The following is a 26,689-nucleotide window of genomic DNA, read 5'->3' as shown; positions in this document are numbered from 1 at the left end:
ATTCAGCCAACTTCACGATCGGAGGACGGCTTCGCCGAGGTCGGTGAGACGATGTGTCGTGACATTGCTCGTGCGTTCAGTGTCCACAAGACCTGATCTGCGCAGCACGCTCACGTGTTTACTCGCCGAAGGGCTGGAGATGTGTAGTCGTTGTGATATTTCGCCGGTCGAACTCGGGGTGCGTACACACTCCAGTACGCTGGCCCGCGTATGGCCGAGGAGATCACGCAGCGCCGCGACGGTGTCCTCTTCCTCTGTCTGCCAGAGACCATTGATGACCTCGACCTCAGGCATGACGTTATAGGCAACGGCCGGAAGTCCGTCACGCTCTGAAGCCGCGGAGAGAAACAGCGGTCCCGGGGCGAAGACGGACGGAACCAACACCAGTCCATCGCCTGTGAGTTTAACCTCCCGCCTGGGCCGGCCATCGTCTATCTCCAGGAAAGGAGGTCTCCAGCCGATCGCCGGATGTATGTGGTTGAGCGCCTCTTCCACGCCGCCGGACACGATCACCCGGCCGATCAGCTCGCACTCCTGGTTCAGGTGACTGCGTATGCGGGGCCAGAAGGGGTCCACCGCCAGTGTGCGAAATGGCCGAGCTCCCGGGCGGGTTGTGGACCGGGGCCCGAACCGGTGCAGTCTGCGCTTGACCTTTCGGCGCCATTCGCTTAATTCATCACCTTGATTCTCCGTCAGTCTGAGCTCTGCGAGTCGCGCCTCGAAGTCCGCACCGAGGGTTCCCAGAAAACGCACACGCGACAAGTCCGCAACCGTGAGTTGCAGGCTGATCAAGACTTTCCCCCCTTCGTCCGCAACCCGTATGTCCAGGGCTGTTGATTACCCGTCCATTAACACGAGTTGACGACTACTGTTGACGTTAACCGGTTGAGGCGATATCGGGAAGTGAGGATCAGGACACAACAGAAGACACATCCAGCTGTATCAGTAACGTGCGCGCACGCAGAGGGCGCACGGCGATCAAGGAGGTGCTGATGACGAGTGGCGTGACCACGTCCGACGGCTCGGCAGGGCCGTGTCGCCCGCTCGCGGAGAGGCTCGACCACCTGTTCCGGAGCTGCGCCGGTGAGCGGAAACGGCCTCCCTCGCACGAGGAGGTGGCGGCCGCCATCAACATCGCGGCCGGAACCAAGATCATCAGCGGCACCTACGTCTGGCAGTTGAGAACGGGGCGGAAGGCCAACCCCACCAAGCGCCATCTGGAGGCGCTCAGCCGCTACTTCGGAGTCAGCCCGTCCTACTTCTTCGACGCCGGGACCGCGGGAACCGACGAGCGGCCGTCGTTTCCCGGAGCTCCGAAGAACGCTGACGTGTACGGCCTGGTTCTCCGCGCCCAGGACCTTTCGGAACCCAGCCGCCGCCGTGTCATGGAACTTGTCAGCGAGCTGCGCCGGCTGGAGGGACTCGACGAGGCCACCAGCACACCGTCCTGAATCGGGAAGGGTTCTCACGACCCGGCAGAACCCTCCTCGACGAGTACGCGTGCTCACTCGCCCCAGGTGTGTGGTCACACGGGCGCCCCTGTCGTCGAAGGCGCGTCCACGGGCAGCTCCGGAGGCCGGCGCAGCGTACGGCTGAGCACCGAGGAGGTGGCCACCCCGGCCAGGACGACCGCGCATCCGAGCAGCGTGGGAGTACGGCCGTACGCCTCGTACAGGGTTCCTCCCACGAGCGGCGCCACAGCCCCGGCTCCTCCACCGCAGACATTGGCCACTCCCATCACCCGCCCACGATGGCTGTCCGGGGCGAGCCTCAGCTGGGTCGTCGTGAAGTACGCACTCGCGGTCGGCGCCGTGAACGCGCAGATCCCCATCAGCACCCCAGGGGTGTAGCTCCCGGGAAGCAGGGCGATCCCCACGGTGACCAAGGTGAACAGCCACAGCACGGCATACACCGGGCGGGAGCCGGTCAGCACCTTCTGCAGCAGCGGCACCGAAAGCGCCCCCAGCAGTCCGCCCACGCCCAGGAGCGCCGCCATCGCGCCGACGAGCCCGGAGTTCATCCCACTGGTCTTCGCGGACGCGATCACCACGAAGTAGACGGCGCCGTAGAAGAAGTTGGTGACGCTCGCGTAGGCCAGTCCGTGAGCCAGGAAGCGCTGCGAACGGATCCACCGGACGCCTTCGAGCAACTCCTGTCCCGCACGACCGCGGGGCCGCTCGGCACGGGCCGGTGGCGATCCCTTCCCCATGAAGAGGAGAAGGGCCAGACCGACCGCATGGGCGGCGCCTCCCGCCAGGAAGGGCAGATAGTTCCTGGCTGCCTGCAGAACGCCGCCCAGCGAGGTACCGATGAGCTGACCCGCGTAGGTACGAGCGGAGTTCAGAGCGACCGCGTGGGTCAGCTTCTCCGGAGCCACCAAGGAGGGGATCATCGCGGAGCCTGCGGCGAACATCACCGCGGTCGCCGCCCCGCTGGCCATGGCGATACCCACCAGCAGCGGCAGGGACGCCGTGCCCGTACGCAGGGACAACGCGGCCAGTCCGAAGACTGCGGTCAGGATGCCGGCGCACCACAGCAGGACGGTCCGCCTGTTGTACCGGTCCGCGACGGCCCCGGCAGGCAGTCCGGCGAGCAGGGCCGTCGCCGCGTCGACGAAGGAGATGATGCCGGCCTTGGCCGGTGAACCGGTCTCGGACAGCACCAGCAGCGGCAGCGCGATCAACGAGGTGCTGTAGGCGAGTTCGGCGGAGGTCTGACTCGCCCACAACAGGGTGAAATCTCTCCGTCCGGACCGTGGGCGGGTCACATGTGCTCCTTCGAAGGTCGGCCTTGGATGCGTCGGCGGGCTTCCGGACGGTGGACGGCGGTGACGCCGGGACCGCCGGAAACCGGTCTCGGCAGGTGTGGCGGGCCGGTCAGCTCAGCACGCGGCTGCGGCTGCGTGTCTGCACATAGGTCCGGCGCAGGTCGCGCACCACGCTCGTACGCTTCAGCCAGCGGTCCGTCCCGTCGTAGCGGGGGGTGAAGGTGTCCCGGCCGTGCACCACCTGGTAGTTGTCGAGGAACACCGCCTCGCCCGCCTCCAGCACGACGCGGGTGGCCGCCCCGTTCAGCAGCGACGCACACTCCTGGAGCGCGGACCTGGCTTCCTCGTCCCCCGGCAGCTCCTCCGTGAAGTCCCCGTCTATACGCAGGTACGGCCGGTCCTCGGGCCCGAACAGGACAGACGACACCTCGTGCCGCCGGCCCTCCCGGCCGAGCGGCTCCTGGGTGTGCGAGTCGTCCGGGTAGAAGCGGAACCGGTCGTCCAGCAGCACCTCCTTGACCTCGTCCGACAGCTCGATGCCGCCCAGGCCGGCCACCGTGGTGCCGACCCGGTCGGGGTTGCGCAGGCACATCAGCACCACGTAGTCACCGCGGCAGGTGTGAAAGACGTCCTCCGTGTGCAGGGTGAGCGCGCTCTCGCTGCTCGCGCTCGTCAGCGACTCCTCCTGGCCCCGGGAGGGGCACACGTCGTGCACCAGGCGCCCGTTCTGCTGGCCGGCCCAGGCGAAGGGGTCGCCCAGCGCACTGGCGACCAGGAGCAGCACCAGTTCCTCCCGGACCGCGACCGCGTCCTTCTCCGCGGCCTGCCAGCTCTCCGGGGTAGGGCTGAGGTGCGCGTCCACCGGAAGGTTCGCCACCGAGATGACCGCCTCCTCCGCGGCCCGCGCCGTGGTGAGGAACTGACGCATCCCCAGGGGCAGTCGCTGCGATTCGGCGGCGACCCGGTCGATGTGGAGCGCGGAGTCCCAGCCTTCCAGTTCGGCCAGGAGGCGGTCCGCCAGGGCGGCGACCGCCGCCCTCTCCGTGTCGTTCAGGACATAACGAGCCATGAGTAGAACCCCTTTCAGTCGGTACGGGCCTGGCGGACCAGCTGCCGCAGGCCGAGAAGAACCTGCCGGGCCAGGTGCTCGACGGTTGCCGTGTCGTGGTTCGCGGGTGAGTGGATCCAGTCGAAGCGGAGCGCGCCGTCGGTGACCGCGGCCACGATGTCGATGAGGTGCGGGCGCAGCTGCTCGGGCGCACGGTCCCGGCCGAGGCCTTCGAGGCCTCGTCGGACCAGCCCCGCCTCGCCGTCCGCGACGTCCCACTGCCCCAGATAGTTGAAGCTGATCCGGGGCTCGGGCCGGGACGCCAGCGCGTGCCCCGGTGTGCCGGGCGGCGAGAGGTGGCGCAGCGCTCCGTATCCGAGCCCCCTGCCGGGTGTCCTGCGCAGGAGGCGCTTGGTCCCCTTCAGCGCCGCCGGCCAGTCGCCGTCGGGCACGTCGAGGGTGACCGGGTAGATGGTGGTGAACCAGCCGACGGTACGGGAGAGGTCGATGCCCTCGAAGAGCTCCTCGCGGCCGTGCCCCTCCAGGGCGACCGTGACGGGCCCGCCCGCCCACGCACCGAGCGTCCGGCCCACCACCGCGAGCAGGGCGTCGTTGATCCGGGTGCGGTGCAGGCCCGGTATCCGCCGGAGAAGCACATCGGTCTCCTCGGCGTCCAGGGTCTCGGAGACGACCGCGCTCGTGCCGTACGTGTTCGGCGCATCGCCGTCCCTCGGCAGGGGCCGGGACGTGGCGAGCACCTGCTCCCAGTGGGGCACCTCGTGGTCGAGTCCGCCGGTCCGGACGTGCTCCGCCAACCGGGCCGCCCAGCCCCGGTAGCCGGTGGTCCTCGGCGGGAACCGCACGTCCTCTCCCCGGGCGAGGGCGGCGTACGCGGTGCTCAGGTCCTCCATGAGCACCCGCCACGAGACACCGTCCGTCACCAGGTGGTGCACGGCGAGGAGCAGTTGCGGCGCGGCCTCCCCGCCCGGGCGGATCAGCACGCCCCTGACCAGCGAGCCCGACGCCAGATCCAGACTCCGCTGTGCCGCGAGCGCGGCCGCGTGGGCCGTCCGGTCGCGCCCGGCTGCGTCCGTCGGGGACAGGACGCACTCCGTCAGCAGGTCCTGGTCCCGCCGCCCGTCGGAATCCGGCCCGTCGGGGGCGGCCGGGTACTCCTGGGTCCAGGTGCCGTCCTCGTCACGGACGAAGCGTGCGCGCAGGGCGTCGTGGTGAGCGACGACCGCTCGCAGCGCCCGCTCCAGCACGGCGGTGTCGGCGTCCGGGGCCAACTCGACGTGGACCGACATCGCGTAGTGGTCGTGCGCGGTGGGGTGCCGCTCGAAGAACCAGCGCTGGATCGGCGTGAGCTCGACGGGCCCGCTCGGCACGTCCGGCGCGGACGCGCCCGCGGCGTCCGGGTCCTGGGCGGTGGTCTCCGCGGCCAGCGCCGCGACGGTCTGGTGGAGGAACAGCATGCGCGAGGTCACGCGCAGACCGGCCTGACGGGCCTTGGAGACCACCTGGATGGAGAGGATCGAGTCGCCGCCGAGCTCGAAGAAGTTGTCGTGGACGCCGACCCGGCCGGCGCCGAGCACCTCCGTCCAGATCGCGGCAAGGGTCTCCTCGACCGCGTTGCGCGGTGCCGCGGCCTCGGTTGCGCGCTGACCCCCAGCCGGCGCCTCGGGGGCGGGAAGCGCGCGCCGGTCGACCTTCCCCGTCGGCGAGAGCGGCACTGCCTCCAGCGGCACGAACAGGCTCGGCACCATGTAGTCGGGCAGCGAACCGGCCAGGTGCGCACGCAGTTCCGCCGTCGTCGCCTCACCCCGCGCCACCACGTAGGCGACCAGCCTGCCGTGTCCGCTCCCGTCCTGGTGGGCGACCACCACGGCTTCGCGGACCCCGGGGTGGCGAACGAGCGCCGTCTCGATCTCGCCGGGCTCGATGCGGAAGCCCCGCACCTTGACCTGCTGGTCGCCGCGCCCCAGGTGTTCCAGGGTGCCGTCGGCACGCCAGCGCGCCAGGTCCCCGGAGCGGTACATCCGCTCCCCCGGCTTCCCGTACGGGTTGACCGGGAACCGTTCGGCCGTCAGCTCGGGCCTGTGCAGGTAGCCGCGGGCCAGACCTCGGCCGGCCACATGGATCTCGCCGGGGACACCGATCGGCACCGGGGCACCGGCCGGGTCCAGCAGCAGCACCCGGTAGCCAGGCAGCGGGCGGCCCGCCGGGATGCGGGATCCCGGCGCGGCGTGCTCGGGCCGCACTTCCTGGAAGGTGACGTGGACGGTCGTCTCGGTGATGCCGTACATGTTCACCAGACGGGCCCCGGCGTCCGCGTACCGCTCGAACCAGGTGATGAGGTGCTTGGGTTCCAGAGCCTCGCCGCCGAAGACGATCCACCGCAGTGCGGGCGGTACGGCGGCGTCCTCGGCCGCCGCCGCGGCGGCCAGCTCGCCGAACCGCGACGGCGTCTGGTTGAGCACGGTCACCCGTTCGTCGGCCAGCAGTGTCCAGAAGGCCTCGGTGTCGCGGGCCACCTCGCGGGGCACGACCACGGCGCGTCCGCCGGTGGCCAGGCACGCCCACAGCTCCCAGACGGAGAAGTCGAAGGCGTACGAGTGGAAGACCGTCCACACGTCCGACGCGTCGAAGGAGAACAGCGGCCCGGCGTTCGCGAACAGGTCGAGCACCGAGCCGTGTTCGACGGCGACCCCCTTGGGGCGGCCGGTCGAGCCGGAGGTGTAGATGACGTAGGCGAGGTCGCCGCGCGAGGGCGTCACCTCGGGTGCCCGAGCGGAGAGCTCCCCGATCGACTCGTCGTCGAGGTCGACGAGCAGCCCTTCGGCGGCCGGCAGCCGTTCCTGGAGCCCGTGGTGCGTGACGAGGATCTTGGTACCCGAGTCACGGACCATGTACGCGAGCCGGTCCTGCGGGTACTCGGGGTCCAGCGGGACGTACGCCGCGCCGGACTTCAGGATGCCGAGCATGCCGACCACCATGTCCGGGCCGCGCTCGGCGCAGAGTCCGACCAGGACGTCCGGCCCGGCGCCCAGCGCCAGCAAGTGGTGGGCGAGCCGGTTGGCCCGATCGTCCAGCTCCCGGTAGGTCAGCCGGCCCGCGCCGCAGGTGACGGCGACGGCGTCCGGGGCCTCGGCAGCGCGCGACGCGACCAGCTCGGGAAGGGAGGCCGCTCGGGCCCGCTCGCCCTCGTCCGCGTTCCACTCCCGTACGACCTTCTCCAGCTCGTCCGGGGCGAGCAGCGGGAGTTCCGCCAGGGAACGGCCGGGGGCCGTGCCGCAGCCGTCGAGGACCACACGGAGGTGTTCGGCGAAGCGCGCGACGGTCGCCTCGTCGAACAGGTCGCTGCTGTACTCGACGACCGCGTGGACGCCGTCGTCCGCCTCCTCGAACTCCAGCGTCAGGTCGTACAGGGCGGTGTCCCGGCCCATGTCCAGTCCCTCCGCGCGCAGCCCGGGGAGATCCAGGTGGGCGCCCGGGGTGTTCTGCAGCACCACCATCACCTGGAACAGCGGGGTGCGGCTCGTGTCGCGCTCCTGGCCGACGGCCTCGACGACCCGCTCGAACGGCACCTCCTCGTGGGCGAAGGCATCGAGAGCGGTCTCCCGCACCGAGGAGAGCAGGTCGGCGTACGACCGCGCGGTGTCGACCCGGGACCGCAGCACGACCGTGTTGACCAGGAAGCCCACCAGGCGTTCCAGGCCGGCGGCGCCACGTCCCGCGGTGGCGGTGCCGACCGCGATGTCGTCCTGGCCCGAGTACCGGGCGAGGACCACCTTGACGGCGGCGGTCAGCGCCATGAAGAGCGTGGCGTCGTGGGCCCGCGCCGTGTCCCGCAGCCGGTCCACGACGTCCCCCGGCACCGTGAAGGCGTACGAGGCGCCCCGGCCGGAGCGCACCGCCGGGCGGGGCCGGTCCGTGGGCAGTTCGAGCGGCGCCACGCCGCGCAGCCGCTCGCCCCACCAGGCCAGGTGGGACTCCAGGACGCCGCCCTCACCGAGCCGTTGGCGCTGCCAGGCAGCGAAGTCCGCGTACTGGGCGGTTGCTTCGGGAAGGCGTGCCTCCCGTTCCGCGGTCCGGGCGGCGTACAGCTCCCCGAGTTCCTCGGCGATCAGACCCATCGACCAGCCGTCGGTGACGATGTGGTGCATGCCCAGGACCAGGACGTGGACGTCGGCGGCCAGCCGGAGGAGCAGCACCCGCACCAGCGGGCCGTGCCGGAGGTCGAACGGGCGGTTGACCCCGGCCCGTACGAGCGTCCGCATCCGCTCCTCGCGCGCGTCCTCGTCCGTCAGCGACGTCAGGTCCACGTGTTCCCAGCCGGGTGCAAGGTGCTGGTGCACGATCTGGACGCCCTCGCCGCCGGGCATCTCGAAGGTCGTGCGCAGCGACTCGTGACGCGCGGTCAGCTCGTCCAGGGCCTCCCGCAGCACCTGCTCGTCGAGCGCTCCCGTCAGCCGCACGGCCGCGGTCGAGTGGTACTCCGTGCTCTCCTGGTCGAAGTCCTGGAGGAACCAGAGGCGTTGCTGGCCGAAGGACATGGGCAGCGCGCCGTCCCGGGAGACGACGGGGATCGTCGCGGTGCCGGGTTCGGCCGGCGCCTGCTCCTCCCGCGGTCCGAGGGCGGCTGCCAGCTCGGCGACGGTCGGCGCGTCGAACAGCAGCCGGGGCGAGATCCGCCGCCCCAGGGCCTTGTGGGCCCGGGAGACCACGAGGATCGACGAGATGGAGTTCCCGCCGTGCTCGAAGAAGTTGTCGTGGATCCCGATGCGCTCCACCCGCAGGACCTCGGCCAGGATCCCGGCGAGGGTCTCCTCGACGGGGTCGCGCGGTGCCGCGAACGTCCCCTCGGTCTCCTCGCGGCGGGCCTCCGGGGCGGGCAGGGCCTTCGTGTCGGTCTTGCCGTTCGGTGACAGAGGGAGCCCGTCCAGTGGCACGAAGGCCTCCGGAATCATGTAATCCGGAAGCGACTTGGCCAGTTCGGTGCGCAGCTCGCGGGCCGGCAGGGGACGTTCGGAGACGGTGTACGCCACGATGCGGCGCTCGCCCGGAACGTCCTCGCGCAGGATCACCGCGGCCTGCCGCACGTCCGCGACCCGGTCCAGGGCCGCGGCGACCTCACCGAGTTCGATGCGGTAGCCGCGCAGCTTGACCTGGTGGTCGGTGCGTCCGACGAACTCCAGCCGTCCGTCGGCCAGCCGCCGGACGAGGTCGCCGGTGCGGTACATGCGCCCGCCCGGCTCCCCGAAGGGGCAGGCCACGAAGCGTTCCGCGGTCAGGCCCGGCCGGCGCAGATAGCCTCGGGCGAGCACGGGTCCGGCCACGTGGAGCTCGCCGGTCACGCCGACGGGGACCGGCCGCAGTCCGGGGTCGAGGACGTACAGCGAGGCGTTGGCGAGGGCGTTGCCGATGGGGACGGTCTCACCGTCGTCGCCCGCGTCGTAGTCCGAGACGGTGACCTGGATGGTGGCTTCGGTGGGGCCGTACTTGTTGGTCAGCGGCACCTGCCAGGCGGCGTGCACGGCGTCGGCCAGGGACCTCGGAAGCGGCTCTCCGCCGACGAACAGGCGTCGCAGCGCGCGCGGTCGCCGGTCGAGGGGGACGGCTCCCAGCAGCGACGGGACGAACTGGGCGACGGTGATACCGGCGCGGTCCATCAGATCGAGCAGCTGCTCGGGGTCACGGGAGGTCTCCGAGGAGACCACGTGCGCGGTCGCACCCGACAGGACGGAGAGCATCAGCTCCCACACCGACACGTCGAAGCTCATCGAGGTGCGCAGCAGCACCCGGTCCTCGGGCGTGACGGGGTAGGCCGTGTCCAGCCAGGGCAGGAGGTTCGCGGCGCTGCCATGGGTCACCATCACGCCCTTGGGACGTCCCGTGGACCCCGAGGTGTAGATGATGTAAGCCAGGTCGCCCTCGGTCACCGTCACTTCGGGGGCGGTGACCGGCAGGCCGGCCGGGCCGAGATCGCCGTCGATCTCCACCTCGGTGGCTCCCGAGACCGGCAGCACGTCTCTCAGCGCACGCTCGGTCAGCAGGACCTCCATGCCGCAGTCGCCCATCATGTGCGCGAGCCGTTCGGCGGGGTAGTCCGCGTCCAGCGGGACGTAGGTGGCGCCCGCCTTGAGGATGGCCAGCACCCCGACGAGCATCAGCGGGCCGCGCCGCACGGACAGGCCCACCGGCCTGTCCGGGCCGGCCCCGAGGGAGAGCAGGTGGTGGGCGAGCCGGTTGGCGCGCTCGTCCAGGTCGCGGTAGGTCAGGTCCGGGCCGTCACCGGCGACGGCAACGGCGTCGGGGGTGCGGGCGGCCCAGCGGGCGAACCGCTCGTGCAGGAACTCGCCCTCCCCCTCGACGGCCCCGGCCGCGTTCCAGCCCCGCACGGCCTGCTCGTACTCGGCGTCCGAGAGCAGCGGGACGTCCGCCACCGCACGGTCGGCGTCGGCGGCCAGGGCGCTCAGCAGGCGCTCCAGATGGATGGCCGCCCGCTCCACGGTCGTCTCGTCGAACAGCTCCGGGTCGTAGGCCAGGGAGTACCCGAAGACCTCGCCCGCGTGGGCGCGCAGGATCAGCGGGAAGTTAGTGGTCTCCACGCTGCGCAGGTCCCGCAGGCGCAGCCCCTCACCGGCCGCCGCGCGGTCGGTCATCGGGTAGTTCTCGAAGTTCACCAGGCTCTCGAACAGGGGCGCGCCGCCGGGCGGCGCGCAGAGCGTCCGGATCCGGCTCAGCGGGACATGCGCGTGCTCGACCGCCTCGGCCTGGGCCCGCTGGACCTCCGCGAGCCAGCGCGCGACCGGTGTCGCGCCCGGCACCTGGATGCGCACCGGCAGCGTGTTCAGGGTCATGCCGACGATGGTGTCGACGCCGGGCAGGTCGGCGGGACGGCCGGATACCGTCGCGCCGAACACCACGTCGTCCCGGCCGCCGTAGCGGGACAGCAGGAGCGCCCAGGCGCCCTGGACGACCGCGTTGTCGGTCAGCCGGTGACTCCGGGCGAAGGCGTACACCTCGTCGCTGGCCTCGGGCGAGAGCTCGCGCACCAGCCGCGCGGTCGACCGGGGCTCGTACCCGGAGGCGGGCCGCCGGTCGAAGGGCAGCGGCGTCGGCTCGTCGACGCCGTCGAGCACGGTGCGCCAGTACTCCTCGGACCGGGGCGCGTCCTGGGCCTCCAGCCACTCCACGTAGGCGCGGAACGGGCGTGCGCCCGGCAGTTCCGGGGTGCGCCCGGCGGCCAGGGCCTCGTACGCGGCCGACACACCGCCCAGCATCCGGAATGTGCTCCAGCCGTCCAGCAGCACATGGTGCGAGCTGCGTACCACGCACACGCTCGTGTCCGCCGTGCGGATCAGGGCGAGGCGGGCGAGCGGCGCGGCCGAGAGATCCAGTCCGCGTTCCCGGTCGGTGTCCAGGAAGTCTTCGAGCATGGCTGCCCGCCGGTCCTCCGGGTGAGACCGCCAGTCTAGGTGGACGACCGGGAGTTCGGCCGTGCGCTCGATCGCGACGAGCGGCCGCGGCACGCCTTCCCACACCAGTCTGCCGCGCAGCAGCTCGAAGTGGTCGGTGACCAGCTGCCAGGACCGGGCGAGCAGTTCGACGTCCGTCACCTCGTCGAAGGTGAACACCATCTGGTCGAAGTAACCGGGCAGATCGGGGTCGGCCAGGGAGTGGAAGAGCATGCCGGCCTGGGCCGGGGTCAGCGGGTAGAGGTCCGCCACGGACCGGCCGTCGCCGACGACCCGGTCGACGGCCGCCTGGCCGAGGCCGGCCAGCGGGAAGTCCGAGGGGGTGGCCCCGCCGCTGCCCTCGGCGGTGCAGTGGGCCACGATCTCCCGCAGGGCGGTGAGGAAGTCCGAGGCAACCCGCTCGATGGTGGCCGGGGCGAACACCTCGTCGGAGAAGGTCCAGCCGACGCTGAGGCGCCCGTCGTCGATGAGCCCGATCACGTCCAGCAGATAGGGACGGCGCTCATCGGGCGCGTGTTCGCTGCCCAGCGACGGCAGCAGGCCGCGGATCGGTCCCTGCCCGTCGGTCGCTCCCTGCCACTGCCCCAGGTAGTTGAAGCTCATGGCGGGCAGCCGGTGGGCGCGCAGCGCGTGGCCGGGGGTGCCCGGCTCGGACAGGAAGCGCAGCGCGTCGTAGCCGAGGCCGTTGCCGGGTACGGTCCGCAGCTGTTCCTTGACCGATTTGAGGACCGGCCCCCAGCCGGCCCTGCGGGGCAGGGTCAGTGCGACGGGGAAGTGGGAGGTGAACCACCCGGCGGTGCGGGTGAGGTCGATGTCGTCGAACAGTTCCTCGCGCCCGTGCCCCTCCAGACCGACGATCACGCGGTCGGCGCCGGCCCAGTCGGACACGGCCCGTCCCAGAGCGGTCAGCAGTACGTCGTTGATGCGGGTGCGATAGGCGGCCGGCACCTGGTGCAGCAGCGCGTCCGTCTCCTCGCGGCCGAGGCTCACCTCGACGGTCCGCTCGTGGGCGACGAGGTTCTCGCCGTCCCGGTCGGCGGGGAGCGCGGGGGCGGTGTCCGGGTCGAGCGCCGCCCAGTGGGCGACCTCGTGGTCCAGTCCTCCCGAGCGCACATGCGAGGCCAGCCGCTCGGTCCACTGCCCGTACGACGTCGTACGGGGCGGCAGCGCGGGCTCGGCGCCGGCGGCGAGCTGCCGGTAGGCGGTCGCCAGGTCCGCCAGGAGCAGCCGCCAGGACACACCGTCCACCACGAGGTGGTGCACGGAGAGGAACAGGCTGGGCCGTTCCTGCCCGCCCCCGCGGAACAGCACGCCCCGCACGAGGGCCCCGGTGGCCGGCTCGTGCGAGCGCTGCGCGGCCTCGGCCGCCGCGTGCAGGGCCCGCTCGCGGTCCTCGGGGGCGGTGTCCGGCAGCCGGTGCTCGGTGAGCAGAACGCCGGGTGCGGGTATGTCCTGCCCGTACTCCTGCCGCCACGTTCCGTCCCGGCCGGTGAAGCGCATGCGCAGCGCGTCGTGGTGTGCCACCACCTCGCGCAGGGCGCGGGCGAGCAGCCCGGTGTCGGTCCCGGGGGCCAGCTCGACATGCGCGGACATCGCGTAGTGGGCCGGTGCGACGGTGTGGGTGTCCAGGAACCACCGCTGGATCGGGGCGAGTTCGGCGCTGCCGGTGGCCGGGCCGCGGACGGCTGTCCGGTCCTCGGCGCTGTCGTCCAGTTCGACGACGGACGCGAGGGCCGCCACGGTCTGGTGCAGGAAGAGCTGTTTGGAGGTGAGCCGCACCCCTCGGTCGCGCAGCTGGGTCACGACCTGGATGGAGAGGATCGAGTCGCCGCCGAGGGCGAAGAAGTTGTCGTGGACGCCGACCCGGGGCACGCCGAGGACACCGGCCCAGGTGGTCGCGAGCAGTTCCTCCACGGCTTCCCTCGGCGCCACGTGCTGCTCGCCTTCGGTGCCCGCCGGGACGTCCGGCTCCGGCAGTGCCCGGCGGTCGACCTTGCCGCTGGGGGTCAGCGGCAGCTCGTCCAGCACGGTGAACGCGGCCGGGACCATGTAGTCGGGCAGGCGTCCGCCGAGGTGGGCGCGGAGGCCGGTGGTTCCGAGGGGGCCCGCGCCCACGACGTAGGCGACGAGACGGGGTCCGCCCGCGAGGTCCTGCCGGGCGACGACCGCGGCCTGCCGGACGGCGGGGTGGGCGAGCAGCGCGGTCTCCACCTCGCCGGGCTCGACCCGGAAACCGCGGATCTTGACCTGTTCGTCGGCTCGGCCGAGGAACTCCAGGTCACCGCCCGGCAGGCGGCGGGCCCGGTCGCCCGTGCGGTACAGCCGGTCACCGGGGACGAAGGGGCTGGGCACGAACCGCTCGGCGGTCAGGTCCTCGCGCCCGTGGTAGCCGCGTCCGATGCCGTCGCCGCCGATCCAGATCTCGCCGGGAACACCGACGGGGCTCAGTCCCGCCGCCTGGTCCAGGACGTACACCCGGGTGCGGGGCAGCGGTCGTCCGATCGGGACGAACACTCCGTCGCTCACGTTGCCGGGCGTGGCCCGGAAGACGGTCGAGTCGACGGTGGCCTCGGTGCCGCCGTACGCGTTGACCACCACGGTGTCCGGTCCCACCTGGTCGAGCAGCGCCCGGCAGTCCGCCACCCGCCACCCTTCCGAGCCGACCGAGATCAGTTTCAGCTCCGGAAGACCGCCGGGACGGCGCCGCGCCTCGGCCAGCACCGCGTTCATCAGCGTCGGCACGATCTCCAGGCCGGTGGCGCCGGTGCGCTCCATCAGGTCGAGCAGCGCCGGCGGGTCGGTCGTCACGTCCTTCGCCGCGATCACCAGGGTGCCGCCGAAGGGCAGCGACCGGATGAGGTCGGCGAAGAAGAGGTCGACGGAGAGGCTGGAGACCGACATGAAGCGCAGCTTCGCCTCGGTCAGCCCGTACGCCTCGTCCCAGGCGGCGCAGATGTGCCGGATATTGCGGTGCTCGATGGCGACGCCCTTGGGCCGCCCGGTCGATCCCGAGGTGTAGATGACGTACGCCAGGTCGTCGGCGGTCACCTCGTTCGGCGGCGCCTGGGCGGGGGCGGCGGCGAGCCGGTCCGCGTCGGTGTCCAGGTCGACGCGCGCCGCGTCCGTGGCCGGCAGCCGGGCGCCGGCCGCCAGGTCGGTGACGATCAGCCGTGCACCGGATTCCGCCAGCATGTGCTCCAGCCGGTCGGCGGGGAAGTCGGGGTCCAGCGGTACGTAGGCGGCGCCGGCCTTGAGGATGCCGAGGAGTCCGACGGCCATGTGCGCGCCCCGCCCGACGCCGAGACCGACCAGGGTGCCCGGGCCCGCGCCGAGGTCGCGCAGCACATGGGCCAGCCGGTTGGCCCGCTCGTCCAGTTCGCGGTAGGTGAGGACGTGGTCGTCGGCGATCACCGCCGTGGCCCCGGGGGTGCGTCCGGCCTGGCGGGCCACCCGCTCGTGGATCAGGTCCGGTGCCGTCCCGGGTGTGCCGGTGGCGTTCCAGCCCTCGGTCAGCAGGTGCCGCTCGGCGTCCGTGAGGATCTCCAGCTCGTGGACCCGCCGCTCCGGGGTGGCGGCCGCCGCGCCGAGCAGGGTGAGCAGGTGCCCGGTCAGCCGCTCGATCGTGGCGCGGTCGAACAGCTCGGTGCTGTACTCCACCAGTCCGGCCAGGGCGTCGCCGCGCTCCTCGAACTCCAGGGTGAGGTCGCACAGCGACGCCTCCCGCTCCAGGGGGTACTCGGCCGCCTCGACGCCCGGGAACCGCACCGGGGTGTCCGGCACGTTCTGCAGCACCACCATGGCCTGCACCAGCGGGGTGCGGCTGGGGTCACGTTCCGGCGCGAGCGCCTCCACCAGCCGGTCGAAGGGCACGTCGTCGTGGGCGAAGGCGTCGAGAACACTGTCCCTCACCTGGCCGAGCAGCTCCGCGAAGGACAGCTCGGCGCTCACGTCGGAGCGCAGCACCACGGTGTTCACCAGAAAGCCGACGACCTCTTCGAGCTCGGGGCGGCCCCGCCCGGAGGAGCTGGTGCCGACCGCGATGTCCCGCTGCCCGGTGTAGCGGGACAGCAGCGTCTGGACGGCCGCCGTCAGCACCATGAAGAGCGTCGCCCCGTGTGTGCGGGCCAGCTCCTTGACCGGGGCGAGGACCTCGGCGGGCACCTCGAAGGCGCACACCGCGCCCGCCGACGAGCGCACCGCGGGCCGCGGCCGGTCGGTGGGGAGCTCCAGCGGTTCGAGGGCCGCCAGCCGCTCCCGCCACCAGCCCAGCCCGCCCGCCCGCGCATCGCCCGAGGCTGTCCGCTCCCGCTGCCAGACGGCGAAGTCGGCGTACTGCAAAGCCGGTTCGGGCAGTTCGGCGGCCCTGCCCGTCACTCGCGCGGCGTACAGACCGCCCAGGTCGCGGGCGACGATGCCCATCGACCAGCCGTCCGTGACGATGTGGTGGGTGCCCAGGACGCACACATGCTCGGTGCCGGAGAGCCGTACCAGCAGTACTCGGGCCAGGGGGCCGCGCCGCAGGTCGTAGGGCCGGCCCAACTCGGCCCGTACCAGCTCCCGCACCTCGGCCTCGCGCGCGGCCTCGTCGGCCAGGTGCGTGACATCGGCGTCCACCCACTCCGGGTCCAGTGTGCCGTGCACCTCCTGGACGCCACCGCCGTCCGCCATCCGGAACGTGGTGCGCAGCACCTCGTGGCGGGCCACCAGGTCACTCACCGCCCCGCGCAGCGCACCGGTGTCCAGCGCGCCGGTCAGCCGGAGCGCCTGAGCGAGGTGGTAGTCGGCGCCGCCGGGCGTGAAGTCCTCCATGAACCAGAGGCGTTGCTGCCCGTGCGACATCGGGAGGGGGCCCGTCCGAGGAGCGCGGGGGATCCCGGGTTCGGATGCGGGGCCGGTTCCGGTACTGCCCGCCAGGCGCCGGGCCAGCGCCTCGCGCAGGTGCTCGGGGAGTGCCGCTATGCGGTTCTCTCGGGAGGACGGCGTGCTCATGTGGGACTCCTTGAAGGCGTGGGACGGTCCAGGGCGCATCCGACGGGCGCGGTCCCACCGGCGTGAGTGCGGGGCGGACCGCCCCGCCGCGGGGGACGGCGGGGCAGCCCTGTCAGGGGGTGCGGTGTCGCTCGGTCACGGCTGCGGGCCGGAGCCGGCCGCCTCCAGTTCCGCGAGGATCCGCTCCTCGATCTCGTGGGCGATGCGGGCGACGGTCGGGCTGTCGAACAGGGCCCGGGGCGAGAGGTCGACGGTGAAGGCGGCGTTGAGCCGGGAGACCACCCGGATCGCGAGGAGCGAGTCGCCGCCCGCCTCGAAGAAGTCGTCGTGCACCCCCACGGCGGTGCCGCCGGTCAGCTCCGACCAGATCGCTGCCACGGTGTCCTCCGTCGCGGTGCGCGGCGCGGTGCGGCCGACGGCCCCGGAGGGTGTGGGCGCGGGAGCGGGCAGCGCCTGCCGGTCGGCCTTGCCGCTGGGGGTGAGCGGGATCGCGTCCAGCGCCGTGAAGACGGCCGGGACCATGAACTCCGGCAGCCGCGCCGCGAGATGGCCGCGCAGCTGCGCCGGGTCCATGCGATGTGCGCCGGCCGGGACGACGTGGGCCACCAGGAACGTCCGGTCGCCGTCGTCGTGCGCGACGACGGTGGCGTCCCGTACGGCCGGGTGGGCGACGAGGGCGGACTCGATCTCGCCGGTCTCGATGCGGAAGCCGCGGATCTTGACCTGTCCGTCCCGGCGCCCCAGGTAGACGAGGGCGCCGTCGCCGCGCCACCGCACCAGGTCGCCCGACCGGTACATCCGCTCGCCCGGCGCGCCGAAGGGATGGGCGGGGAAGCGCTCCTCGGTCAGGCCGGGGCGGTCCAGGTAGCCGCGGGCCAGTCCGGCGCCCGCGATGTGCAGTTCGCCGGCCGTACCGGGGGGCACGGGGGTCCCCGCGTCGTCCAGGACGAGCACCCGGCAGCCGGGCAGCGGCCGCCCGATGGGCAGTGGTCCGCCGGTCGCCGCGTCGTCCGCGGTGATCTCCTGGTGCGTGACGTACACCGTCCCCTCGGTCGGGCCGTACATGTTGACCAGCCGTGCGGGGGCGGAGCCGTAACGGTCGAACCAGGCCGACAGGTGCTTGGGCTCCAGTGCCTCGCCCGCCAGGAACACCCAGCGCAGCGCCGGGAGTCCGGCGTCCGGCGCGCCGTCGCCGGGGGCGCTCGCGGCGCTCTCCACCAGGGTGCGGAACATCGACGGGGTCTGGCTGAGCACGCTCACGTTCTCCGCGCGCAGCAGCTCCCAGGCCGCGCGCGGGTCGAGGGCCCAGTCCTGCGGTACGAGGACGAGGCGTCCGCCGTTCGCGAGGCAGCCCCACATCTCCCACACCGACACGTCGAAGCCGTACGAGTGGAACGCCGACCACACCGCGTCCTCGCCGAGGCCGTAGCGCGCCGGGGAGTTGGCCAGGAGGTTCAGCACCGAGCGGTGTTCGACCGCCACCCCCTTGGGGCGCCCGGTCGAACCGGAGGTGTAGATGATGTACGCGAGGGCGTCATCGGGGGCCGTCACCCCGGGAGGTGTCACGGGCAGACCGGCCGCGGCCTCCGGGTCCAGCGGGACGACGGCGACTCCTTCCGCCTGGGGAGGTTCGCCCGGTCCGTCGGTGAGCAGGATGCGGGCGCCCGAGTCGTGGAGCATGTAGGCCTGCCGGTCCGCCGGGTAGGCGGGGTCGACCGGGACGTAGGCGGCGCCCGTCTTCATGACCGCGAGCAGCGCCGTGACCAGGCGCGTGGTGCGCCCGGCCGACACAGCCACGGTGGCGCCCGGTTCGGCCCCGAGCGAGATCAGGTGGTGGGCAAGCCGGTTGGCGGCCTCGTCCAGCTCCCGGTAGGTGAGGGTCACCCCGTCCTGGGTGACCGCGGGTGCGTCGGGCCGTGCGGCGGCCCGGCGGGCGATCAGTTCGGGGACGGTACCGGGGACGGGCTCCGTGTCCGGGCCGCTCCCCCACTCACCCAGGACGCGCTCGGTCTCCGCCGCCGCGAGCGAGGGCACCTGTCCGAGAGGGCGGTCCGGGTCGGCGGCCAGGCCGGTGAGCAGGGTGGTGAACCGGTGGGCCAGGTCCTCGGCCGAAGCGGCGTCGAACAGCGCCGGGTCGTAGGTGAGGGAGAACGCCAGCTGTTCGGCGTCGTACACCAGCAGGTTCAGCGGATAGCTGGTGACGTCCATCCCCGTCAGGCCGTGCAGGCGCAGGCCGGCCCCGGCGTCGTCGCGGTCCTCGCGCGGGTAGTTCTCGAAGACGACCAGGCTCTCGAAGAGTGTGGTGCCGGGACGCAGTTCGCTCAGGTCCCGGACCCGGGAGAGCGGTACGTAGTCGTAGCTCCGGGCCTCCGCCTCCGTCCGCTGAAGCCCGGCCAGCCAGTCGGCGACCTTCGTGTCCGGGTCGGCTTCGGTCCGGACGGGCAGTGTGTTGATGAGCATCCCGGCGATCGATCCGGCGCCGGGCAGGTCGGTGGGCCGGCCCGAGACCGTGGCGCCGAAGACGACGTCCCGCTCGCCGCCGAGGCGGGCCAGCAGCAGGGCCCAGGCCCCCTGGACGACGGTGTTGAGGGTCAGCCGCCCGGTGCGGGCGAAGGCGGACAGGGCGGCCGACTCGTCGGGGGTCAGCCGGGCGGTCACCCGGGCCGTGGAGCGCGCGGCGTGACCGGCGCGCGGCGGCCGCGTGTACGGCAGGGCGCTGGGCGCGGACAAGCCGGCCAGCCGGCCGCGCCAGAACGCCTCGGCCCGGGCCACGTCCTGGCGTTCCAGCCACTCCACGTACGCGGTGAACGGCTGCCGGGGCGCCGCCACCGGGGTGCGGTCCTCGGCCAGCGCGGCGTAGGTGTCGTGCACCTGGGTGAGGACGCTGAACAGGCTCCAGCCGTCGAACAGCAGGTGGTGGAAGGTGCACACGAGCCGCACCGACGCGTCGTCGAGCCGGAACAGCTGGATCCGGGCGAGGGGGGCGGCCGCCAGGTCGAGCCGGGGAGCCTCCTCCCACACCCGCCGCAGCTCCTCCTCCTGCTCCGCCTCGGACAGACCGCTCCAGTCGGCGCGGTCCACCGGCAGCTCGGCACGGCGGCGGACGACGGCGAGCGGGGCTTCCAGGTCCGTCCAGAGGACCTGCGTGCGCAGCGCCTCCAGCTCGTCGGCCACCTGCTGCCAGGCGCGGGCGAACAGCTCCGGATCCTTGACGCCGTCGAGGACGTAGGTCATCCGCTCGACGTAGGAGGAACCCTCCGGGTCGGCGAGCGTGTGGAAGAGCATGCCGGACTGCATCGGCGTCAGGGCGTACACGTCGGCCACGTCCCGGCCGTCCCCGACCACCCGGTCCACCGTGTCCTGGCTGAGCCGGGCGAGCGGGAAGTCCGACGGGGTCGCGCCGCCGCTGCCGTCCGTCAGGCAGTGGCCGATCAGTGCGCGCAGCTCGGCGAGGAATTCCTCGGCCAGCCGCTCGACGGTGGCCGTGGTGTGGATGTCCGGGTGGTGGATCCAGTCGAAGCGCACCTGGCCGTCGCTCGTCGCGGCGACGATGTCGATGAGGTGCGGGCGGGGCAGGCCGTCCGCCTGGTCCCGGCCCGGCGGCGTCAGGCGGGCGCGTACCAGGCCGTCGGAGCCGGCCGGGGCGTCCCACTGTCCCAGGTAGTTGAAGCTCACCTGCGGCGCCTGCGGCGCCGCGTCGAGTGCGGGCTTCCCGTCCGGGCCGGGCAGGTACCGCAGAGCCCCGTACCCGATCCCGCGCCCCGGGACGGCGCGCAGGTCCTCCTTGACCTTCTTCAGCGCGGTCCCCCGGTCCCCCTCCGGTACGTCGAGGAGGACCGGGAACGCGGTCGTGAACCAGCCGGCGGTGCGGGACAGGTCGATGTCGTCGAACAGGTCCTCACGGCCGTGTCCCTCCAGGGCGATCGTCACCGGCGCCCCCGCCCAGCGGCCGAGCACCCGGCCCAGCGCGGTGAGCAGCACATCGTTGATCTGTGTGCGGTAGACCGCGGGGACCCGTTGCAGCAGGTCGCGGGTCTCGTCCCGGCCGAGGACGACGGAGGCCGTGCCGGCCGCTCCGAAGGTGTTGGGCGCGTCGCCGTCGCGCGGCACCTCGGTGGTCCGGGCGTCCGCCTCCCGCCAGTAGGGCAGTTCGTCGTCGAATCCCCCGGCCGCCGTGTGCTCCGCCAGCCGCCGCGACCACGCTCCGAAGCTGCTGGTCCGGTCGGACGTGTCGGCGTCCAGGCCCTGGGCGAGCCGGGTGTAGGTGCGCAGCAGGTCATCCAGGACCACCCGCCAGGACACCCCGTCCATCACCAGGTGGTGAGCGGTCAGGAACAGCTCGGGCGGGCGCCCCGCTCCCCGCCGGAAGAACACCCCTCGGACGAGGACACCGGTGCCCAGGTCGAGGGCGCGGCGGGCGGCGTCGGCACCGTCCGACAGCGCGTCTTCCTGCTCCGGGCCCTCCAGGCCGCTCAGATCGCGGACCGTCAACAGCCCCACGGAGCCGGTCCGTTCGCTGTGGTCCTGGGCCCAGGTCCCGCCTTCGCGGCGGAACCGGGCGCCCAGCACCTCGTGCTGTGCGACGGTCGCGGCCAGCGCCCGCTCCAGCAACGCGGTGTCGGTGTCGGGGGCCAGGGCCAGACGTACGGACATGCTGTAGTGGCCCGGTCCTTCGGGATGGTCCTCGAAGAACCGCCGCTGGATCGGGGTGAGCGGGGCCGTGGCGGTGCGGTCCGCCGGATCGGCGGTCCGGCTCTCCTCGGCCGTGCTGCCCGCCGCGGCGGCCAGCGCGCCGACGGTCTGGTGGACGAACATCAGGCGTGAGGTGAGGTGCAGTCCGGCCTGCCGGGCCCGGGACACCACCTGGAGCGAGAGGATCGAGTCGCCGCCCAGCTCGAAGAAGTTGTCGTGGGCCCCGACGCGTTCGGCGCCCAGGACGTCCGACCAGATGCCGGCGAGGACCGCCTCCGCGCCCTCGCTCGCCGCGACGTAACGGGTGCCGGGCGGGGCCGCCGAGGGGCCCGGTTCGGGCAGGGCGCGCAGGTCGACCTTGCCGTTGGCGGTCAGCGGCAGCTGATCCAGCGGTACGAAGAGCGCGGGCGTCATGTGCTCGGGCAGCCTGCTGGCCAGGTGGGCGCGCAGTTCGTCCCCGGTGGGCACGGGGGCTCCGGTGAGGTACGCCACCAGCCGCCGGCGGCCCGCGGCGTCCTCGTGCGGGACGACGACCGCGTCCGCCACCGCGGGGTGCCGCTTCAGGGCGCTCTCGACCTCGCCGAGCTCGATCCGGAAGCCGCGGATCTTCACCTGGCGGTCGGCACGGCCCAGGAACTCCAGGACGCCGTCGCCGCGGCGGCGCGCGAGGTCCCCCGTGCGGTACATCCGGCCGCCTGCCGGACCGTAGGGATCCGCGACGAAGCGCTCCGCCGTCAGACCCGGCCGCCCGAGGTAGCCGTGGGCCAGTCCGGGCCCGGCGAGGTGGAGCTCGCCGGGCACCCCGAGGGGTGCGGGCCGCAGCTCCGCCGTGAGCACATAGGCCCGGGTGTTGGCGATCGGCAGGCCCAGCGGGACCGGTTCCGACCGGTCCTCGCCGTGGTTGAGCCGGTGCGTGGTGGCCAGCGATGTGGCCTCCGTGGGGCCGTAGCCGTTGGCGAGCCGCAGGCCGGGGTGGGCCGCCAGGGCGCGGGCCGCGTGTTCGGGCGAGAGCTTGTCGCCGCCGGCCACGACCTGTCGCAGACCGGTCAGGGCCGACACGTCGTCGTCGACCAGATGGTGGAACAGCCCTGCCGCGATGGCCAGATGGGTCACCCGGTGCTCGGCGAGGAACGCGCCCAGCTCCTGGCCCGTGGGGGTGGCGGGCGGATGCACCACCAGCCGGACACCGTTCAGCAGGGCCGCCCATACCTCCAGCGTCGCGGCGTCGAAGGAGAGCGAGGCCAACTGGGCTACGGCGTCGCCCGGTTCCAGGTCGAAGATCCCCGACTCGTGCACCAGCCGCACCACCGCGCGGTGCGAGGTGAGCACTCCCTTGGGGCCGCCGGTCGACCCGGAGGTGTAGATGACGTAGGCGAGGTCGTCGGGGGTGGCGGCGGGGCGCGCGAAGTCCTGCGCGGGAGTCTCGTCGGGCTCGTGCAGGTCGAGCACCACGGCGTCGGTGCGGGGCAGCCGCCCGCGGAGTCCGCTCCCGGTGAGCAGCAGCCGCACTCCGGCGTCCTCCAGCATGTACGTGAGGCGCTCGGCCGGGTAGCCGGGGTCGAGCGGCAGATAGGCCGCCCCGGTCTTCAGGACCGCGAGCATGGCCACGATCGCGTCCGCCCCGCGTTCCAGGCACAGGCCGACCGGCCTCCCGGGCGCCGCTCCGGCACCGGCCAGCCTGGCCGCCAGCGCTTCGGCCCGCTCGTCCAGGTCCTGGTAGGTCAGCTCGGTGGTGCCGTAGGTGACGGCCACCGCGTCGGGGTGGAGCGCGACCCGCTCGGCGAACAGCTGGGGCAGCGTGGCCCCGGGCAGCGGGTGGGCGGTGTCGTTCCACCTGTTCACCAGGCGGTCGGACTCGTCTTCGGTGAGCAGGGGCAGCGCGCCCACCGTGAGGCCGGGGGTGCCGGCCGCCGCGTCGAGCAGCACGCCCAGGCTGTTCGTCAGCCGGGCGACGGTGGACCGGTCGAACAGGGCGGTGCTGTAGATGACGCGGCCGGTCAGGCGGTCCCCGTCCTCGGTGAACTCCACGGTGAGGTCGAACGGCGCGGCCTCGTGCTCCACCGGGTACGGCACGCTCTCCACCCCGGGCAGGCCGAGCTCGCCGGCCGGTGCGTTCTGCAGGACGACCATGGTCTGGATCAGCGGGGTGCGGCTGGTGTCACGCTCCGGCTGAACGGCCTCGACCACATGCTCGAACGGCACGTCCTCGTGTGTGAAGGCTTCGAGAACCGTCTCCTTGACCCGGTCCACCAGGGCGCCGAACGACTCCTGTCCGTCGACCTGAGTGCGCAGCACGACCGTGTTGACCAGGAATCCCACCATCTGCTCCAGATCACGGTGGCCCCGGCCCGATGTCGCCGTGCCGACCGCGATGTCCCGCTGGCCCGACCAGTGGGCGAAGAGTGCCTTCACGGCGGCCGTGAGCACCATGAACAGCGTGGCGTTGCGGTCCGCGGCCAGTGCGTGGACCCCGGCGGTGACCGCCGCCGGTATCTCGAAGGTGTACTCGGCTCCCGCCGTGGAACGCACGGGCGGACGCGGCCGGTCGGTGGGCAGGTCCAGGGGTACGGCACCGGCCAGCTTCCCGCGCCACCAGTCCAGATGGCGGGCCACCAGGGCGCTGTCCTCGGTGCGTTCGCGCTGCCAGGCCGAGAAGTCGGCGTACTGCACGGTCATGGGGGGCAGTCCGGGGCTCGTGCCGGCCGCACGGGCCGTGTACAGCTCGCCCAGTTCCCGGGTGATCACCCCTGCCGACCAGCCGTCGGTCACGATGTGGTGGATGCCCAGGACGCACACGTGCTCGTGCTCCGACAGCCGGACGAGCAGCATCCGGGTCAGCGGCCCGGTCCGGAGGTCGTAGGGGCGGATCGTCTCGGCACGCACCAGTTCCCGCAGCCGCTCCTCGCGCACCTCCTCGGAAGTGACGGTCAGGTCGGCGGTGTTCCACTGCGGGTCGAGGCCGTCGTGGATCGCCTGGACGCCCTGGCCGCCGACCGCGCCGAACGTGGTGCGCAGGGTCTCGTGGCGGCGTACCAGGTCGCGCAGTGCCTCCCGCAGGATGGCGGGGTCCAGTGCTCCGGCCAGCCGCAGCCCGACGGCCGTGTGGTACTCGGCGCTGCCCGGCGCGAAGTTCTCCAGGAACCACAGCCGCCGCTGTCCGTACGACATGGGCAGCAGGCCTTCGCGGGAGACCGTCGGCACGGCCGTCTCCGTCTCCTGCTCGCCGACGGCGAGCGCTGCCGCGAGCCCGGCGGCGGTGGGCGTGTCGAACAGGGCGCGCGGTGGCACCTTGACGCCCAGGGCACGCCGCAGCCGGGAGGTGGCGCGGGCGGCGAGCAGCGAGTTGCCGCCGGAGACGAAGAAGTCGTCGTGGATGCCGAAGCGTTCCCGGCCCAGGACCTCGGACCAGACCGTCACGATGGTCTCCTCGGCCGCGTCGCGGGGCGCCTCGTAATCCCCGGCCGCGTCCGGGGAGGAGTCCAGTGCCGTCAGGGCCCGGCGGTCCACCTTGCCGTTCGGGGTCAGCGGCAGTGTGTCGAGCACCGTGACGGTCACCGGAACCATGTAGTCGGGCAGTTGTGCGGCGAGGTGGCCGCGCAGGACCTCCGGCGTCGGCCGCGCCCGGCCCGAGGGCACGACGAAGGCCAGCAGGTTGGTGTTGTGGGTGAGCACCACGGCCTGCGAGAGGTCGCCCCGGCGCGCCAGCAGTCCCTCGATCTCGCCGAGTTCCACCCGGAAGCCGCGCACCTTGACCTGGTCGTCGGCCCGGGTCAGATAGTCCAGGGTGCCGTCGGCGCGACGGCGCACCACGTCGCCCGTGCGGTACATCCGGCTGCCGGGCGGGCCGAAGGGGTCGGCCACGAACCGCTCGGCGGTGGTGCCGCTCCGGCCGTGGTAACCGCGGGCCAGCCCCGGTCCCGCGATGTACAGCTCGCCCCGCACGCCCACCGGCACCGGGCGCAGCAGGTCGTCCAGCACATGGACGCGGGTGTTGAGGATGGGGCCGCCGATGGGCGGTGTCCCGGCGCCGCTGAGCGGTGCGCTCATCGTCGCGCACACCGTGGTCTCGGTCGGGCCGTAGGCGTTGATCATGCGCCGTCCCGCGGACCACCGGTCGACCAGGTCCCCGGTGGCAGCCTCACCGGCGACCACCAGGGTCGCCCCGTCGGGCAGGCCGTGGCGCTCGGGCAGCACCGCGACCGTGGTGGGTGTCAGCGTGGCGTGCGTGACACCGTGACGTGCGGCGTAGGCGGCCAGCGGCTCGCCCGCCCGCAGCGACTCCTTGGATCCCATGATCAGCGAGGCACCGGTGAGGATGCCCATGCAGATCTCCCAGAACGCGGCGTCGAAGCTGGACGAGGCGAACTGAAGCACCTTGCTGTCCGGTGTGACGCCGAGCGTCTCGGTCTGCGCGGCCACCAGGTTCCCGATGCCCTGGTGCGTGACCAGGACGCCCTTGGGCCGGCCGGTGGATCCCGAGGTGTAGATGACGTAGGCGAGGTCGTCGGCGGTGAGTTCGATGCCGGGCGCCTCGGCCGGGCAGCGCGCGATGGCCTCGCGGTCGCCGTCCAGCAGTACGGGCACCGCGTCGCCGGTCGGCAGCGCCGCCGCCACGGCCTCCTGCGTGACGACGAATCCGACTCCGGAGTCGCGCAGCATGTAGGCCAGCCGCTCCTCGGGATAGTCGGGGTCCAGCGGCACGTAGGCGGCGCCGGCCTTCATCACCCCGAGCAGACCGGTGACGAGCGCGGTGCCGCGCTCCACGCACAGCCCCACCATCTCGCCGCGGGTGACGCCGAGTTCCAGCAGCCGGTGGGCGAGCCGGCTGGAGTCCTCGTCGAGCTCCCGGTAGGTGAGCGCGCCTCGCTCGTCCACGGCCGCGACGGCCTCGGGCCGCATCCGCGCCTGGACGGCGAAGAGTTCGGGGAAGGCAGCGGTGGGGACGGGCCGGCCGGTGGCGTTCCAGCCGTGCACCACCTGCTCGTACTCGCCGCGGGGCAGGGTGGGCAGGGCCGTGACGGACTGTCCCGGCTGTGCGGCTCCCGCCAGCAGCACGGTCAGGTGCTCGCAGAACCGGGCGACGGTCTCCTTGTCGAAGAGGGCGGTGCTGAAGTGGACGGTGAGGGGCATCGCCTCGTCGGTGGCGGTGACCTCCAGCGCCAGGTCCAGCGGGTCGAAGGCGGTCCGGGTGCCCTGTCCCTCGTGCACGACGACCATGGCCTGGACGAAGGGCGGGACACTGGTGTCCTGCTCGGGTGCGAGCTCCTCCACCAGCCGCGCCAGATCCGCTCCGTCGTGGGCGAAGGCGTCCCGCACGGTGCGGGCCGTCCGGGCCGCCAGTTCCTCGAACGCCTCGTCCGGCCCGGACTCCGTGCGCAGCACCACCGTGTGCCCGGTGCGGGGCGAGACAGTGCCGAAGGCCACGTCGGACTGGCCCGAGTAGCGGGTGAACAGCGCCTGGGCCCCCGCCGCGATGACCGCGAGGAGGCTGCCGCCCGGGCGGTCCGCGAGGCCACGCAGGGCCATGGCGGTGGCGGCCGGGATTTCGGAGGTGTACGTGGACGTGTCCGTCGAACGCACGACGGGCCGTCGGCGGTCGGTGGGAAGGTCGAGGGGGGCGATACCGGCCAGCCGCTGCCGCCAGAACACGATGTCCTGGTGGGCCCGGTCGGCTGCCGAAGCTCCGGCGCGAGTCAAGACGGTGCCTCCATG

Annotated in this window: 6 protein-coding genes; 1 reads left to right on the top strand and 5 read right to left on the bottom strand. The window is 72.8% G+C overall.

Features of this window, described 5'->3' with window-relative positions; all coding sequences use genetic code 11:
• Positions 1 to 12: 12 nt before the first annotated feature.
• Complete coding sequence (locus ACZ4LX_RS28765) at positions 13 to 792, bottom strand: ArsR/SmtB family transcription factor (RefSeq protein ID WP_467643577.1); 780 nt, start codon at positions 790 to 792, stop codon at positions 13 to 15.
• 200 nt (positions 793 to 992) lie between these two features.
• Between ACZ4LX_RS28765 and ACZ4LX_RS28760 the strand changes: the two genes are divergently transcribed.
• Positions 993 to 1,451 (top strand): XRE family transcriptional regulator, encoded by a 459-nt coding sequence (locus ACZ4LX_RS28760; protein WP_467643573.1) that lies wholly within the window; start codon positions 993 to 995, stop codon positions 1,449 to 1,451.
• Positions 1,452 to 1,525: 74 nt separating this feature from the next.
• On the opposite strand, the gene ACZ4LX_RS28755 is transcribed toward ACZ4LX_RS28760, so the two are convergent.
• The 4 genes from ACZ4LX_RS28755 to ACZ4LX_RS28740 all read right to left on the bottom strand — a co-directional run bounded on the left by ACZ4LX_RS28755 (position 1,526) and on the right by ACZ4LX_RS28740 (position 26,674).
• Complete coding sequence (locus ACZ4LX_RS28755) at positions 1,526 to 2,767, bottom strand: MFS transporter (protein ID WP_467643570.1); 1,242 nt, start codon at positions 2,765 to 2,767, stop codon at positions 1,526 to 1,528.
• Positions 2,768 to 2,876: 109 nt separating this feature from the next.
• Positions 2,877 to 3,836 carry a TauD/TfdA family dioxygenase gene (locus ACZ4LX_RS28750; RefSeq protein ID WP_467643566.1) on the bottom strand — a complete coding sequence of 320 codons (960 nt, stop codon included), beginning with the start codon at positions 3,834 to 3,836 and terminating at the stop codon, positions 2,877 to 2,879.
• A 14-nt stretch (positions 3,837 to 3,850) separates the two neighbouring features.
• On the bottom strand, positions 3,851 to 16,285 hold the full coding sequence (locus ACZ4LX_RS28745; protein WP_467643563.1) for an amino acid adenylation domain-containing protein: 12,435 nt from the start codon (positions 16,283 to 16,285) through the stop codon (positions 3,851 to 3,853).
• 135 nt (positions 16,286 to 16,420) lie between these two features.
• Entirely contained in the window at positions 16,421 to 26,674 is a 10,254-nt protein-coding gene (locus tag ACZ4LX_RS28740; protein ID WP_467643560.1) for an amino acid adenylation domain-containing protein, read from the bottom strand.
• Between the last annotated feature and the right edge of the window lie 15 nt (positions 26,675 to 26,689).

It is taken from the genome of Streptomyces sp. NPDC026062, from assembly GCF_055568375.1.
This window is presented reverse-complemented; position numbering and strand designations above follow the sequence as displayed.